The 14,643-nt window shown below is 70.2% G+C and carries 12 protein-coding genes; 9 read left to right on the top strand and 3 right to left on the bottom strand.

What is annotated here, in order from left to right:
- The first annotated feature begins 134 nt into the window (after positions 1 to 134).
- The 7 genes from ETD85_RS01135 (at position 135) to ETD85_RS01105 (ending at position 6,634) form a co-directional block, all read left to right on the top strand.
- On the top strand, positions 135 to 671 hold the full coding sequence (locus tag ETD85_RS01135) for a PadR family transcriptional regulator (protein WP_138687671.1): 537 nt from the start codon (positions 135 to 137) through the stop codon (positions 669 to 671).
- The gene (locus ETD85_RS01130) at positions 668 to 1,408 is read left to right on the top strand and encodes an ABC transporter ATP-binding protein (RefSeq protein ID WP_206058015.1); all 741 of its coding nucleotides are present in this window, start codon (positions 668 to 670) and stop codon (positions 1,406 to 1,408) included. Before ETD85_RS01135 ends, ETD85_RS01130 begins: the two co-directional genes overlap by 4 nt.
- Before the next feature lie 5 nt (positions 1,409 to 1,413).
- Positions 1,414 to 3,204: an ABC transporter permease gene (locus ETD85_RS01125; RefSeq protein ID WP_138687717.1), complete on the top strand. Its 1,791-nt coding sequence runs from the start codon at positions 1,414 to 1,416 to the stop codon at positions 3,202 to 3,204.
- Between the two features lie 148 nt (positions 3,205 to 3,352).
- On the top strand, positions 3,353 to 4,249 hold the full coding sequence (locus ETD85_RS01120; RefSeq protein ID WP_240778728.1) for a LysR family transcriptional regulator: 897 nt from the start codon (positions 3,353 to 3,355) through the stop codon (positions 4,247 to 4,249).
- A 148-nt stretch (positions 4,250 to 4,397) separates the two neighbouring features.
- Complete coding sequence (locus tag ETD85_RS01115; protein WP_138687669.1) at positions 4,398 to 4,784, top strand: VOC family protein; 387 nt, start codon at positions 4,398 to 4,400, stop codon at positions 4,782 to 4,784.
- 165 nt (positions 4,785 to 4,949) lie between these two features.
- Positions 4,950 to 5,354: a hypothetical protein gene (locus ETD85_RS01110; RefSeq protein WP_138687668.1), complete on the top strand. Its 405-nt coding sequence runs from the start codon at positions 4,950 to 4,952 to the stop codon at positions 5,352 to 5,354.
- Positions 5,355 to 5,527: 173 nt separating this feature from the next.
- Positions 5,528 to 6,634 carry a serine hydrolase domain-containing protein gene (locus tag ETD85_RS01105; RefSeq protein ID WP_138687667.1) on the top strand — a complete coding sequence of 369 codons (1,107 nt, stop codon included), beginning with the start codon at positions 5,528 to 5,530 and terminating at the stop codon, positions 6,632 to 6,634.
- A 34-nt stretch (positions 6,635 to 6,668) separates the two neighbouring features.
- Here ETD85_RS01105 and ETD85_RS01100 read toward each other — a convergent pair whose 3' ends face one another.
- Positions 6,669 to 7,115, bottom strand: coding sequence for a hypothetical protein (locus tag ETD85_RS01100; protein ID WP_138687666.1), 447 nt, complete (start codon positions 7,113 to 7,115; stop codon positions 6,669 to 6,671).
- Between the two features lie 178 nt (positions 7,116 to 7,293).
- The gene (locus ETD85_RS01095; protein WP_138687665.1) at positions 7,294 to 8,115 is read right to left on the bottom strand and encodes a nitroreductase/quinone reductase family protein; all 822 of its coding nucleotides are present in this window, start codon (positions 8,113 to 8,115) and stop codon (positions 7,294 to 7,296) included.
- A 331-nt stretch (positions 8,116 to 8,446) separates the two neighbouring features.
- On the opposite strand from ETD85_RS01095, the gene ETD85_RS01090 reads away from it, so the two are divergent.
- Positions 8,447 to 10,594, top strand: a complete 2,148-nt coding sequence (locus ETD85_RS01090) for a tetratricopeptide repeat protein (protein WP_138687664.1) — start codon at positions 8,447 to 8,449, stop codon at positions 10,592 to 10,594.
- Positions 10,595 to 10,701: 107 nt separating this feature from the next.
- Here ETD85_RS01090 and ETD85_RS01085 read toward each other — a convergent pair whose 3' ends face one another.
- On the bottom strand, positions 10,702 to 11,265 hold the full coding sequence (locus ETD85_RS01085) for a dihydrofolate reductase family protein (protein ID WP_138687663.1): 564 nt from the start codon (positions 11,263 to 11,265) through the stop codon (positions 10,702 to 10,704).
- 449 nt (positions 11,266 to 11,714) lie between these two features.
- Between ETD85_RS01085 and ETD85_RS01080 the strand changes: the two genes are divergently transcribed.
- The gene (locus tag ETD85_RS01080; protein WP_170246449.1) at positions 11,715 to 14,555 is read left to right on the top strand and encodes an AfsR/SARP family transcriptional regulator; all 2,841 of its coding nucleotides are present in this window, start codon (positions 11,715 to 11,717) and stop codon (positions 14,553 to 14,555) included.
- Positions 14,556 to 14,643 lie beyond the last annotated feature (88 nt).

Genomic DNA, 14,643 nt, shown 5'->3' with positions numbered 1-14,643 from the left:
CCGCGCCGGCTCGGGTGGACCGCGACGCCGGCCCGGGCTCCGGCCGGCGTCCCACGCTCGGCACCGCCCCGGCACGATCGTTTGACACTCTCTCCGGCTAACCGCTATCTATTGGCTAACCGTTAGGGGGTGGAATGCAGGACGCAGTGCTGGCGCTGCTCGCCAAAGAACCGTCGCACGGCTACCACCTGCGTGCCCTGCTCCGGCAGAGTCTCGGCCCGCTGGGCGAGTCGATGAACCCCGGCCAGATCTACGTGACCCTGGCCCGGCTGGAGAAGGCGGGGCTCGTGGTCTGCGAGCAGGCCGACGGCCTGCCCGAGCGGCCGGAGCGCAAGGTCTACGCGCTGACGGCGGCCGGGCAGCAACGGGTGACCGCCTGGCTCTCCGAAGTGGGCTGGCCGAAACCCGACCTCGCGGAGCTCCATCTCAAGCTCGTCGCAGCGGGCGCGACCCGGCTGGCCGACCCGGTCGAGCTCGTGGCGGCCCAGCGCCGTGAGCTGCTGCGCCGCCTGCGTGAGGCGCAGAACGCGGTGCTGGCCGAGCCGGCGGGATCGGCCGCCGTCCTGCTGCTGGAGGGGGTCGTGCTGCGGCTGAGCGCGGATCTGCGCTGGCTGGAAGCCTGCGAGCGGGCCTGGTCCAGGGCCGGAGACAAAGCTGAGGATGCATGGTGAACGTGGAGAGTGCTGTGGTCCGGGTCCGCGGGCTGGTGAAGGAGCATGGTCAGGGGCAGAGCCGCGTCCGCGCGGTCGACGAGGTCGACCTGGAGGTGCCCGAGGGCGAGACGCTGGCGGTCATGGGGCCCAGCGGCTGCGGGAAATCGACCCTGCTGCACCTGCTGGGTGGCCTGGAGCGGCCCACCGCCGGGGAGGTGTGGCTGGCCGGCCGACGTACCGACCTCCTCAGCGAGCGGGCCCTGGCGCGGCTGCGGCGCCGGTCGCTGGGCTTCGTCTTCCAGGCTTTCCATCTGATGGAGGAGCTGTCGGCGGCCGAGAACGTGGAGCTTCCCGCGCTGCTGGCCGGGCGCTCACGGCGCGAGGCCCGGCGGCGCGCGAGCCTCCTGCTGGAACGGGTCAGGCTCACCGGCCGCGCCCGGCATCTCCCCTCGCAGCTGTCCGGCGGGCAGCGTCAGCGGATCGCCATCGCCCGCGCGCTGGTCAACGACCCGCTGGTGGTGCTGGCCGACGAGCCGACCGGCAACCTCGACACCGCGGCGACGCTCGACGTGCTGAGGATCTTCGAGGACCTGCGGGCCGCCGGGCAGACCCTCGTGATCGTCACGCACGACGAACGGGTCGCGGCCACCGCGGACCGGCTGATCTCGATGCGCGACGGGATGTTCGTCGACGACACCCGGATGGCCGGCCTGCACCCGCGCGGGCTCGGCGGGCTGATCGGGCTGGAGGGCTGAACGTGATGGGCTCCGTCGTGCTCGTCGTACGCCTGGTGCTGGCCGACGTGCGCCGGCACCGGGCACAGGCCGCGATGCTCCTGCTCGCGGTGACCGTGGCCACCGCCACGATGGCCCTGGGCCTGTCGGTGCGCGGCGTGAGCGACGCCATGTACGAGCAGACCCGGGCGGCCACCGCCGGCCCGGACATGGTGGCGCTCACCGGCGCATCGGGCTCCGCCGTGACCTCGGCCATGGCCGCGCTGGCGAGCGAGCCCGAGGTCGTCGCCCACCATGGCCCCTATCGCATCGTCTACGCCGACCTCACCACGCGCGATTCCATCTCGTCCCCGGTGGTGGTGCAGGGTTTCGGCGAGAAGCCCGGCGCGATCAACCGGCCGCTGCTGACCTCGGGTCGATGGGTCCGCTCCGGCGGCACCGTACTCGAACGCGGCTTCGCCACGGCGCTGGGCGTCGGCGTCGGCGACCGCGTCACCATCGCCGGCCGCCCGTACCCTGTCGTCGGGATCGCCGTGACCGCGGCCACCTCCATCTACCCATGGGCGGCGCAGATCGGGCCGGGGGGTGGTGCCAGCGACTACAGCGGCCTGGCCTGGATGACCCGATCAGACGCCCGGGCCCTGGCGGCGTCCCAGGATCTCCCGGTGTCCCTGGCCGTGGACCTCAAGCTGCGCCACCCCGCCGCGGCGCAGGCCTACATAGACGCCCACCGCGACCCCACTCTCAGGGTGAACTTCCACACCTGGCAGTTCACGGCCCGGCAGGACCTGGTCATCCTCAGGGACACCCAGCCGATCCTGATCGTCGGCAGCTGGCTGCTCAGCTTCCTGGCCATCACCGGAGTGGCGGCCCTGGCCGCGGGCCGCGCCATCCAGCAGACCCGGCGGGCCGGGCTGCTCAAGGCCGTCGGCGCCACCCCCGGGCTGATCGCCGCCGTCCTGCTCACCGAGTACCTGGCCGTGGCGCTGCTGGGCGACGCGCTGGGGCTGGCGATCGCCCGCCTGGCCGTGCCCGCCATCGCCAGCCCCACTGCCAGCCGGATCGGTGACGCGGCCGGCCCCGGCACCGCCACCGTTGTCACGGCGACGGTCCTCGCCGTGGCGGTGGCGGTGCTGTCCACGCTGCGTCCCACGCTGCGGGCCATGCGTACGGCGACCGTCACGGCGCTGACCGTCACCGCTCACCAGCCCCGTCACCGGCCCTGGCTGACCGCGCTGTCCGCGCTGCTGCCCACGCCGCTCCTGCTCGGGCTGCGGCTGACCGCCCGCCGTCCGGGCCGCGCCGTGCTGCAGGCGTGCTCGACCGCCACCACGGCGATCGCGATCGTCGCCCTGCTGACCCTTCATGTCCAGCCCGAGAGGGGCTACGGCCTGGACGGCTCCTCCGCCCTGCCCAACCTGCGCGGCGAGCACGACCGCCGCCTGATGCTCGCCGTCACCATCCTGCTGATCGCACTCGCCGTCGTGAACACCATCACGCTCACCTGGACCATGGCCATGGAGGCCCGGGCGAACATGGCCATCGCGCGTACGCTCGGCGCCACCCCCGGGCAGATCGCCGCAGGGCTGTCCGTCGCCCAGCTCCTGCCCAGCCTGCCCGGTGCCGTCATCGGCGTCCCTCTGAGCGGCGGCCTGCTCTCGCTCTTCGCCGCCAGGAATGCCGCCGAACCACCCTCTTCCTGGCTGCTCGGCGCCATGCTCGCGATCCTCGTGGCGACGGCGGCACTCACCGCCCTGCCCGCCCGCCTGGCGGCCCGCCGGCCCGTGGCGCAGACCCTCAGCGCCGAAGCGGCCTGACGCCTGAATCACCCCGGTCGTGGCGCTCTTGCTGCCCAACGCGGTCACGGCCGAGTGGACCTGGGTACGGTCGGGTTCGGGCCCGGTCAGCCGAACTTCCCATTTACCCGATATGCCACACTTTCCACCACATGGCACAGATGGGCGAATGGGGCTTGTGGAGCTACGGGACATCGAGATCTTCCTGACGTTGGCGGAGGAGCTGCACTTCGGACGTACAGCCGAGCGGCTGCACGTCTCAGTGGCCCGGGTCAGCCAGGCGATCAAGAAGCAGGAGCGAGCCATCGGAGCCGAGCTCTTCGCGAGGAACAGCCACAGCGTCCGGCTCACCCGCCTGGGCGAGCAGTTGCGCGACGATCTGCGCCAGGTGCACGAGGGCCTGGCGCAGACCTTGGAGCGGGCACGGCAGGCCGCACGCGGCAAGACCGGCACGCTCCGGGTGAGCCTGTTCCCGGCGAACATCCAGGAGCTGCGCCGCTACGGGGACACCTTCCGCGCCCGGCACCCGCAGTGGGAGCTGCGCCTGCGGATGTCGGGCTACCAGGATCCGTTCGCCCAGCTCCGCAACGGGGAGGCCGACATCCTGGTGACCTGGCTGCCCGTGGAGGAGCCCGATCTCACCGTGGGCCCGGTGCTCTTCGCCGAGCCGAGGGTGCTGGCCGTGGCCAACGACCACGCGCTCACCCGATGGTCCTCGGTCTCCCTGGAGGCGGTCGGCGATTTCCAGCACGTGGCCCTCGACTCCGCACCCGGCTACTGGTTCGAGAACTACGTCCCGAAGCTCACCCCCAGGGGCCGGGCCATCGACCACGCCATCAGCGTGGAGAACCTCGAGGACGCCTTCATGGCCACGGTCCTGGGCGAGGCCGTCACCCTCTTCCCGGTCCACGTGCGCTGGTACTACCCCCGCCCCGACATCACTTACCTGCCCGTCAAGGACATGGCCGCGCTGCCGTTCGGGCTGGTGTGGCTCAGCGCCGCGGAGAACGACATGATCCGCGCCTTCGCCGACGTCGTCCGCGACCTGGGTCCGCTCGCCGGCTGACACCGCCCGCGACCCTCGTCAGCCGCGGATCTCCTCGGCGGTTAACGCAGCGTTGCAGGATCCGGCGTTGCCCCGGCCGGGGCGTACCAGCAGCCTTGATCCATGACAGGAGGAACATCGTGACCAAGAGCCGCATACGACCAGAACCATGAACATTGTCGCCTCGACAGTCGTCTTCACCGTCGACGATCTCGCCGGCTCCCGCCACTTCTTCACCACTTATCTGGGCTTCCGCGAGGTGCTCGACACCCCGGATTTCACCTGGCTGGGCCGCGACGATGCGGCCGCCGACATCCTGCTGCGCCGGCGCGACCTCGAACGGCCGCGAGAGCGGGCCGCGCAGCCGGTCGTGGCCTTCGCGGTCACCGATCTGGCCAGGGAACACGCGCGCCTGATGACCGAGGGCGCACCCATCACCGAGCAGTTGCGGCGCAACCCGTGGGGTGAGTGGCTGACGCGTCTCACCGACCCCAACGGCATCGTCGTCGAGCTGACCGAATGGATCGCACCCGGCGGCCACCCCGGCGTCGGCTGATCTCCCGCGTCCGGCGTCGTGTCAGCAGGCGCGTCAGGACGGCGACGGCCCGGTATCAGGGCGGTCGGCGATCGTAAACGCATGAACGGTTCACCGGGCGCGGCCCCCAAGGCCGGGCCGACCGTTCACCCGAATTTCCTATCAGCTCAGAAGGAGCACACCACCATGTCCATCACCCTCACCGACCAGGACCAGCTCACCCTCCGGATCGCCGCGTGGGGCGCCGTCTCCCTGATGTCCGCCGCCGGCGCCGCCGGCTCGGCCCACAAGGTCGCCACCGAGGGCTCCATCGCCCTGACCTCCGCGACCGGCCCAGTCGGGCACGTGCTCAGCAAGGCCCCCAAGGGCGTGAAGTACGGCAAGACCGTGGCCGACCTGGCCGACCAGGTGCTGCCGGCCCTGACGGCAAGCATGAGCCTGCTCAAGCAGCAGGACCCGGCCGAGGCCGACAACTTCCGCCGCACCGTCATCGTCACCATCGAAGCGGCCGCCCGGATCCACGAGGGCCGGCCCAGCCCCACCCTGACCGAGATGGCCCGCAAGATCACCGAGGCCCTCGACGCCGCCTGACGAAGATGCCGACCTGCGCAGCCACAGCTCGTCACGGGGTCCTTCACCGGACCCCGTGACGCGGCGCCGATCCTCGCCCCGGCAAGCCGGCTGCCTGCTTCCCGCAGCACGTCAGCAGCGGTCGCCAGAACGGCAACTCGAATTTCCCTACAGACTCGAAGGAGCACACCACCATGTCCAACACCCTTACCGGGCAGGACCGCCCGGAGCTGCAGAAGACCATCGAGGAGATCGTCGACTCCGGTTTCGTCGGGATCACGCTGCGCGTGCACGACGAGCGGGGCGAGTGGGCCGGCAGCGCCGGGGTGGCCGAGCTGGGCGGGACCGCCAAGCCGCCGATCGACGGACACGTCCGGATCGGCAGCGTCACCAAGACCTTCACCGCGACCCTGGTGCTGCAACTGGTGGCCGAGGGCAAGGTCGAGCTGGACACCCCGGCGGATGACTACCTGCCCGAGCTCGGCCTCGACCGGCGGATCACGGTCCGGATGCTGCTGCAGCACACCAGCGGCGTGTTCAACTTCACCGGCGAGTACTTCCCCGACGGGACGTTCGCGCCCGGGATCGCCTGGTCGGGCCAGGAGTGGGTGGACAACCGGTTCAGGACCTACCGGCCGGAAGAGCTGGTGGAGCTGGCCTTGTCCAAGCCCGCACGCTTCGAGCCGGGAACGGACTGGAGCTACGCCAACACCAACTACGTGCTGGCCAGGCTGCTGATCGAGAAGGTCACCGGCCGCACCTACGCCGAAGAGATGCAGCGGCTGATCATCGGGCCGCTCGGACTGTCGGGAACCGTGGCGCCGACCACCCAGACGGACCTCCCCGCACCGCACGCCCACGCCTACTACCGCTACGAGGAGGACGGCGAGCAGAAGACGGCCGACGTCACCCGCCAGAACCCGTCCTGGATCTCGAGCGGCGGAGACATGATCTCGACCACGCAGGACCTGCACACGTTCATCTCCGCGCTGGTGGGCGGCAAGCTCCTGCCCGCCCCGCTGCTGGCCGAGATGTGCACGCCGGAGGCCAAGGTCGGCTACGGCCTGGGCGTGTTCGTCCAGGACAGCCCGAACGGCGGCACCCTCATCACCCACAACGGCGGCCACGGTGGCCACGCGGGGCTGATGTACAGCACCCCCGACGGCAGCACGACCCTGACCGCCTCGCTGAACTATGTGGACGACGCCGCGCTGTCCATGGGAGAGACGTTCCAGAAGGCGACGCTGAGGCTCGTCCAGGAGGTGTTCGGCGGCGCACAGGCTGGCGGGGCGGCTCAGTAGGGAGGACCGTGCGGCCGGCCCGGAGGGGCCCCGCTCAGCCCTCGTCCCAGTACGAGTAGGGGGCGACCGATACCCCTTCGACGATTGAGCGTTCGTCGTCCTCATCGGCTTCGGGATCCAGATCCCCGGCCCATAGAGATCCCATCGACCATACGGAGAAGCCTGCCTGGAAGGTGACTCCGATATCGGAGGGCGTGCCCGCGTGGCCCTTCGCGGCCAGGTCGGAAACCACCTCATCCATGAACCGGTAGGTCAGCTGAACACCGTCGAAGAAGACCTCCTCGCCGCCGGAGCCGGAGTAGCCGATCTCCACCAGTTCGACCCGGTCGTCCTGGGCGTAATGGATGATCAGCATGGGGGCGGTGTCGTAGACGTTCTTGCTGCTCCGGTCATGCACCGGGCCACCGATCCGGCTCTCGACCTCGGTTCGCCGATCTCCGACCTGCACCAGATGCACGCCCGTGCCAGGAAATATCTCCATGCGCCCACAGTCTGCCGACTTTTCAGTGTGTGATCGCAGAAAACCGGCAGGCACTCGCGTACGACGCCGGATTGCCGTTCGCCCGGGGCCGAGCCCGTAGGGACGGCCGGCACCACGGACGGCCCTCCCCCAGCAACGCCGAAGGCCACCTCCCGCGTCCAGGAAGCGGCCTCGGACTTCAGGCGAGGTCCAGAATCGGGATCAGCTCCTCCTCCTCGTACGTCAGGTGGGCTTCGAGCTCATCGATGAGCCGTTCGATCTCGGCCCGTACCTTCAGCGGATCCCCACCGGAAAGGGCCTGCTTGAGCTCGTCCAGAAGCACGGCGATGCGCTCGTGCTCCCCGGCCAGCCGCGCCAGGGCCGGAGCGAGCGAGGGATGCTGCTCGGCCAGGCCGGGGAACATCATGGTGTCCTCGCCCATGTGGTGATGGTGCAGGCCCTGGCAGACGGTCAGGCAGTTGATCCTGAGCTGCACGCCCAGGCCCGGCCGTCCCGAGTCGGACAGCTCCTTGCGGATCAGCGCGAGTTCGCGACGGAAGCCGTCGTGCACCAGCTTGAGGTACGCACCGCCCGACGGCGCGCTGACCCGGGGCGGCCCAGCCACGCGAAGCGCGACGACCGGGATGGTACGCGTCGTCTTGGCCTGGTAGTCGGCCCAGCCGGAGTCGCCTTCCACCGCGCGGGCGAACGCCGCGTCACGCTCGGCGCCCTCCAGGACCTCCGCCTCGACATCGAAGGTGAAGACGCCGGTCTCGACGGTGGCGCGCGAGCCGGCCCTCAGGTTGTGGAACCAGGCCGGGTTTTTAGGCGCTCCCGCGGCGGAGGCGATGACCAGCATGCGCTCGCCGCCGTCGGGCAGGTAGGCGAGCGGAGTCGTGTGCGGCTTGCCCGAGCGGGCGCCGGTGGTGGTGAGCAGGAGCAGCCTTGCTCCCTCGAAATAGCCGCCGACCTGGCCGTTGTTGGCGCGGAATTCGTCGATGACCTGTTTGTTGAAATCCATTCTTCTCCATTTGGGGGTTGGTGCTGTGCCGTACTGAATGGAGAAGAAGACGGCGGACCGCGGGCCCGCCCGGCGATCAAGCGTCAGCCGGGCTGCTCTCTGATTCGTGGCCCAAGGCCGACCCGGCAGTCACGTAGATCACGCTACTTCATCACGGCATTCTGGACAAACCGCCATCGACCAACCCGGAGCGGCCATCCGCCCGCCACCCCGTCCGGTCACCTGTCCGTCCGGCGACAAGCGGCTGTCGGCATGTGACACTCATCGGGTACGGCGTTCGGGAAACGTTCGTTGAGCAGGAAGGGCGGAGATGCCGCGCTGGCTCAAAGTCGTGATCGCGGCGGTGGTGCCGTCGATGGCCGGGGTCACGGCCTGGTGGATCTGCGCGGCCGGCGGGCTCGGACTGGACATCACCAGCATCGTCGTGGGCCTGGTCGTCCTCCTCCCAGGGACCCCGCTCGCCATCTGGGCCGGGCAGGCAGAGTCGAATCCCGGCCCGCTGCCCGCTCCGAAGAGTGACCTGCACCCGATGCCTGCGGTGATCGGCGAAGTGCCGCGCGAGCCGAAGGCCTTCGAGCCGCGGCCGGAGCTGAGCGCGCGGGTCGAACAGGTGTTTTCCGCGCGCCAAGTGGCGGCGGTATGCGCACTGGCCGGGGGACGTGGAGTCGGCAAGACCCACCTGGCAGCGGCCTATGCCCGGCACTGCATCGAGCAGGGCGTCCCGGTGGCGTGGCTGCACGCCGAGACCGTCGATCAGCTGCACGGCTCCGTGGATCAGATGGCCGACGAACTCGGGTTACGCGGCGATGCCGACGACGCGGCGACCGTGGCGCGCAAGGTCAGGGCCTGGCTCCAGGAGCGGCAGGAGCCGTACCTGGTCGTGGCCGACAATGCGACGGACCCCGACGTGCTCGCCCCCTTGATCCCCTCGTACGGCCGAGCACGCGTACTGATCACCACGAATGATCATTCCTTTGAACGGCTTGGCACGCTGGTCACGGTGGAGCAGTTCAACGAGGACGAGGCGGTGAGGTATCTCAGCACGCGTGTGGGCACACGCGACGGCGACGGCTTCCGGTCGCTCGCCGAGGAGCTGGACCGCTTGCCACTCGCCCTGGCGATCGCCGCCGCGACCCTGGTGGGCCCGCCCCGCCTGCCCTGCGGCGCCTATCTCGTACGGCTGCGTTCCACCCCCATCGAGGTGCTCCTCGCCCGGCCCCGCGGCGAGCCCTACCCGAGAGGGGTCGCACAGGCGATCATGCTGTCGGCCGGAGAGATCGGCCCCGCAGCCGCACATCTGCTCGGCGAACTGTCGGTGCTGTCCACGTCTGGCGTCGGGCGCGACCTGCTCGACCCGCGGACGGAGACGGCTCTGGCCGAGTTGGGAGCCCGATCGCTGGTCACCTTCAGCCGCGACGACACGACCGCGTTCGTCCACCGCCTGATCCGGCGTGCGGTACGCGACCAGGCTGAGCGTGACGGCACCCTGGCCGCGATGATCGAGTCTGCCGCCCGGCGGCTGCGCGTGGCCGTCGAGGATGTCGCCGACCAGGACACCTGGCGGAAGTTCCCGATGATCATGGCGGTGGCCGACCATGCGACGGCCCTGTGGGAGGCCGTGGAGCAGACTCCCGACGACGAATGGGCGCAGGTCCGGGCGGCGGCCGAGGTCGTGCTGCATGTCCGCCTGACCGTGGCCCACCATCTCATCTATCTCAACGACCAGGTCAGAGCCGTCCCGATCGCCGAAGCGGTCGCTCTCGGACGGGAGAAGCTCCTGGGCGCCGAGCACCCGGACACGCTCACTGCTCTGCACACGCTCGCCCACGCATCCGAGGACGGGTCGGTGCAAGCCACCGCGCTGTATCACCGCGCCGCGGCCGAGCGCGCCCGGATCCTCGGTGACGATCATCCGGATACGTTGTGGTCACGCGCTTGCGCGGCGTTCTCGTACACGAAGGCAGGCAGAGCATCCGAGGCGGTGACGCTGCTGGACGAGGTTCTGGCCGACCAGAGGCGGGTACTCGACCCCGACCACGCGGCCCTGCTCGGAGCGCGGTTCTTCCAGGCCTGCACCAAGGTCGAGGCGGGCCGGCCCGAGGAAGGGATCACGTTGTTCCGGCGGCTGATAGCCGATCACGAGCGACTGTTCGGTGCGGACCATCCCGAGACCTGGGTCATCAAGGGGCAGCTGGCTCGGGCCTACCAGGCGGCAGCCAGGACTGACGAGGCCGTCCACACGTACGAACGCGTCGCGGAAAGGCAGGCGACAGTGCTGGGTGCCGATCACCCCGACACCCTGATCACCCGGCATGGCCTGGCCGCGGCGTACGAGGCGGCGGGACGGACCGCGGAAGCCCTGGATGAGTACGAATGGGTGGCAGGCCGATTCGAGGCCGTCATGGGCCCCGAGCAGAAGTTGACCAAAAGCGCAAGAGACGATCTGGAGCGTGCCCGCCGGACGCTCCAGCAGCGTTGACACTCGGACCGGCATCGCCGGCTGGTGTGGCTCGGGCCACGGACTCCTCGGACAGGGAGCGGCGATCGCCTGACTGATCGCCGCTCGTGTCCATGCCGGCCGCCGGGTCAGCGGTGTCGCCGGTACCGCAGATATACGATCCCGTTGCTGGAGCCGGTGCTGGAGACCAGGTCGAGCCGGTAGGACTTGGGAACGCCGTCGAACAGCCGGGTGCCCTCGCCGGCGACGTAGGGGAACATGCTCACCTCAAGCTCGTCGATCAGGTCGAGCCGCATGAGCGACCGCCAGAGGCTGACACCGCCCCAGACCACGATGTGGCCGTCGCCGCCCAGCCTGAGCTTGTCGATCTCTTCTGTCGTGTCGCCGGTGGCGATGGTGGTGTTGGCCCAGTCGGCCGTCTTCAGGGTCCGGGAGAAGACGACCTTGCGCGCGGCGTTCAGGATGTCGGCGAACGGGTGGTCGGTGGAGGTTGTCATGCCTTCGGAGATGCCCTCGTAGGCGGTGCGGCCCATGACGTGCGCGTGGGCGCTCCGGAGAAACTCGAGGTGCGCCGGGTCGTCGGGCTGACGGTTCTCGGGCAGGTCGAAGCAGAACTTCCAGAACTCGGTGCCTTCGTCGGCGAGAAAGCCGTCGAGAGAGTAGTTGAACACTGTCGCTATCAGCTTCCGCATGATCAAATCTCCGTGGTCTCGGGTCGCCTGGGGACCGCGCTCGCTAAGGGGACGTGCGTGTCCCGGGCCGCAGCGCTCGCGTCGCCACGGCGCCTGGGACCCGCCGCTGCGGTGTTAGACACCCGTACCGTCCGAAAGTCATCGGCGCGCGGCCACCTGGACGAGCTCCGTCAGGACCTTTCCGCCCGGACTGGCGCACATCGGGCGTACCGGCTGAGCCAGTCCGCGCGCAGGTCCGTCCAGCGGGGAATTTCCGGGTTCTCTTCATCGAGGCCGAAGCCATGGCAGCTGGAGCGGCCCGCGCCCGCAACGACACGGCGACAGCGTGCCAACGCGCGATGTGTTCCGGTAGGTTCGTCACCTGCCGCTCAGACATCGCGGAGGAGGCCCTCCTACAGGTAACGGTCATGACCGATGAAACGCTGGTCCTGCCTATGGAGGGTTGTGCGATGGGACTGGGGATCAAGATCTTGGGCCCGTGGGAGCTGACGGCAGACGGCGACGTGCTGCCGCTGACCGGCAGCCGGCGGATCGGCCTGCTGACCCGGCTGGCATTGAGCGCCGGCCGGGTGGTCACCGCCGACCAGCTCCTCACCGATGTGTGGGGCGAGAGCCGGGCGGCGACGGCGCCGAAGCAGCTCCACATCGTGGTGTCGAAGCTTCGCGAGTTCCTTGCGCCTCGGGCGCTCGACGAGGTCATCGTGACCGCGCCGAGTGGATACTGCCTGGACATACCACCTGATCACGTCGATGCTCACCTGTTCATGAGGCTGGTGCGCGAAGCGCGTGCCGGCCGGGCCAGGGGGGAGATCGGCACGGCGGACAGGTCGTTCCGGCAGGCTCTGGCCTTGTGGCGGGGTGAGGCCCTGACGGGCCTGTCGGCGGAGTGGGGCCAGATCGAGGCCACCCGCCTGACGGAGGAACGCCTCACCGCTCTGGAGGATCACGTCGATCTGCGGATGGCGGCGGGTGATCACCATGCGGTGATACCGGGTCTGACCGTCCACATCGAGGCGCACCCGCTGCGGGAGAGACCGCATGCGCAGCTGATGCTGGCGCTGTATCGCGCCGGACGGTCGTCGGAAGCGCTCGCGGTCTACCAGGAGACTCGCCGCGTCATGATCCAGGAGCTCGGCCTCGAGCCGAGTGCCGAGCTGCGCCGGCTCCAGCAGGCGGTGCTCGCTCGCGATCCCGTCCTCGATCTGACCGCTCCGGCGCAGGATGCCACGCTCGGCGACGCCGTCGCCCCGGCCGAGCTGCCCGCCGACACCCGCGCCTTCACCGCCCGCGATGTCGAGCTCGCCTGGCTCGACAAGGCGCTCACCGCCTCGGAAGCCGGCACGCCGGCGATCGTCGCCATCGGCGGTCCCGGCGGGATCGGCAAGTCCGCGCTGGCCGTACATCTCGCGCACGCCGTCGCCGACCGCTACACCGACGGCGTTCTCTACATCGACCTGCACGGCGCCACCGACGGTCTCCGGCCGCTGTCGCCGCTCGAGGCGCTCGGCCGGCTTTTACGCTCGCTCGGCCTGGACGGCTCCGCCGTACCGACCACGGTCGACGAGGCAGCGGCCCGCTACCGATCCCTCACCTCGGCGCGGCACGTGCTGCTCATCCTCGACAACGCCCTCGACACCCGCCAGGTCCGCCCGCTCATTCCCGCCGGGCCGGGGTGCGCGGTCGTCATCACGAGCCGGCAGGTTCTCACCTCGGTCGACGGGGCGAGCCAGCTGAACCTGCCCGGGCTCGACCCGTCCGAGTCCACCGCGCTGCTGGCCCGGATCGCCGGCCCCGGCCGGGTCCACGCCGAGCCGGAGGCTGCCGGGCGGATCGTCCGGCTCTGCGGGGGCCTGCCCCTCGCCCTTCGCATCGCGGCGGCACGTCTGGCCGCCCGCCCCGACTGGACGCTGTCCTACCTCGCCGACAGGCTCGCTGACGCCACCCGCCGCCTGGACACGCTGGAGCACGCCGACCTGGCCGTCCGCGCCGGCATCGCCGTCAGCCTCCATCACCTCAAGGAGGAGCCCGCCGGCCAGGACGCCGCCCATCTGTTCGCCCTGCTCGGCCTCCTCGACACGCCCACCCACACCCCGGCGGCCACCGCCGCTCTCGCTGATCGGCCCGAGCGCACGGTGGCGGATGCGCTGGACCGCCTCCTGGACGCCCGGCTGCTCGAATCGGCGGGCCCGGGCCGCTACCGGATGCACGACCTCGTCCGCCTCTACGCCCGCGAGCGAGCGGACGACATCGTCCAGGAGAACGATCGGGTGGCCGCCACCCGCCGAGCGTTGCACCACTACCTCGCCACAGCCACAACGGCCAGCCTTCTGCTCGATCCCACTTCCCCCATCGTCAGAGATCTGCGCGCCGACCAGCCGGGCCTTCGCCTGGACACACCGCGGGAGGCGATCGACTGGATCGAGCTGGAGCGCGACAACCTCATCGCCGTCGCCCGGCAGGCCGCGAGCCGCACCGACGATCCCGGCACGGTGGAAGGCCTCGCCGCCAGCCTCAACAGACCCTTCAGCCACAGAGGCTGGCTCGCCGATCTGACCGAGATCCATCACCACGCCCTGCACGTGGCCGCCCGGACCGGTGACTGGGCGGGCCAAGCCCGCGGGCACAACCATCTGGGCCTCATCCACAAGAACCAGGGTCGCTTCGAGCCTGCGGTCGAGCAGTTCGAGCGTGCCCTCGCGTGCTGGGATCGAGCAGGTCTGCCCCTGCGCAAGGCGGGCACCCTCCACAATCTCGGTACGACGTACGGCAAGCTGGGGCGGTTCGACGACGCGCTCGCCACCCAGGACGAGGCGACAGCGGCGGCGACAGCCAGTGGCCTGCGCGACTACCAGGCGATGATCCTCAACGGCCGGGCCGCGGTGCTGATCAGAATGGGCCGGCTGGACGACGCGATCGACGCCAGCCGGCGAAGCCTGGAGATCTGGGCGGAGTTCGACAATCCCTACGGCGAGGGAACGGCGACCGACACGCTGGCCGATGCCTACCGACGTGCCGGCAGGCTGGTCGAGGCCGAGGCCGGCTACCGGAGGGCGGCCCACCTCCACCACAAGGCCGGTGCCCGAGCGCTGGAGGCCGGCACTCTGTGGGGGCTCGGCGACACCCTGCACGATCTTGGACGGCAGGACGAGGCGCGGCAGCGCTGGCACCAGTCGGCTCGGATTCTGTGTGATGTCCATCTCCTCACCGAGGAGGAGCTGGAGGTGCTGCTCGCCCAGGACCTCCCGCAAGCTCCCGACCCCGTCAAGCACTTGAGCGCGGGAGCGCGCTGATCAGATCGATGATCGCCCGGTAGACGACCGGAATGGATGCCAGAACCACGCTTGGCCGCCGCCGACGACTCCCACACCCCGGGGCAAC

Origin of the sequence: Nonomuraea zeae (genome assembly GCF_005889725.1) — a bacterium.
GTDB lineage: Bacteria > Actinomycetota > Actinomycetes > Streptosporangiales > Streptosporangiaceae > Nonomuraea > Nonomuraea zeae.
This window is presented reverse-complemented; position numbering and strand designations above follow the sequence as displayed.

What these genes read in the sequence shown, in the direction of transcription:
- ETD85_RS01100 (WP_138687666.1), bottom strand. Translation starts at nt 7,115, where the DNA reads ATGGAGATATTTCCTGGCACGGGCGTGCATCTGGTGCAGGTCGGAGAT.
- ETD85_RS01110 (WP_138687668.1), top strand. Translation starts at nt 4,950, where the DNA reads ATGTCCATCACCCTCACCGACCAGGACCAGCTCACCCTCCGGATCGCC.
- ETD85_RS01085 (WP_138687663.1), bottom strand. Translation starts at nt 11,265, where the DNA reads ATGCGGAAGCTGATAGCGACAGTGTTCAACTACTCTCTCGACGGCTTT.
- ETD85_RS01080 (WP_170246449.1), top strand. Translation starts at nt 11,715, where the DNA reads ATGGGACTGGGGATCAAGATCTTGGGCCCGTGGGAGCTGACGGCAGAC.
- ETD85_RS01095 (WP_138687665.1), bottom strand. Translation starts at nt 8,115, where the DNA reads ATGGATTTCAACAAACAGGTCATCGACGAATTCCGCGCCAACAACGGC.
- ETD85_RS01105 (WP_138687667.1), top strand. Translation starts at nt 5,528, where the DNA reads ATGTCCAACACCCTTACCGGGCAGGACCGCCCGGAGCTGCAGAAGACC.
- ETD85_RS01135 (WP_138687671.1), top strand. Translation starts at nt 135, where the DNA reads ATGCAGGACGCAGTGCTGGCGCTGCTCGCCAAAGAACCGTCGCACGGC.
- ETD85_RS01120 (WP_240778728.1), top strand. Translation starts at nt 3,353, where the DNA reads ATGGGGCTTGTGGAGCTACGGGACATCGAGATCTTCCTGACGTTGGCG.
- ETD85_RS01115 (WP_138687669.1), top strand. Translation starts at nt 4,398, where the DNA reads ATGAACATTGTCGCCTCGACAGTCGTCTTCACCGTCGACGATCTCGCC.
- ETD85_RS01125 (WP_138687717.1), top strand. Translation starts at nt 1,414, where the DNA reads ATGGGCTCCGTCGTGCTCGTCGTACGCCTGGTGCTGGCCGACGTGCGC.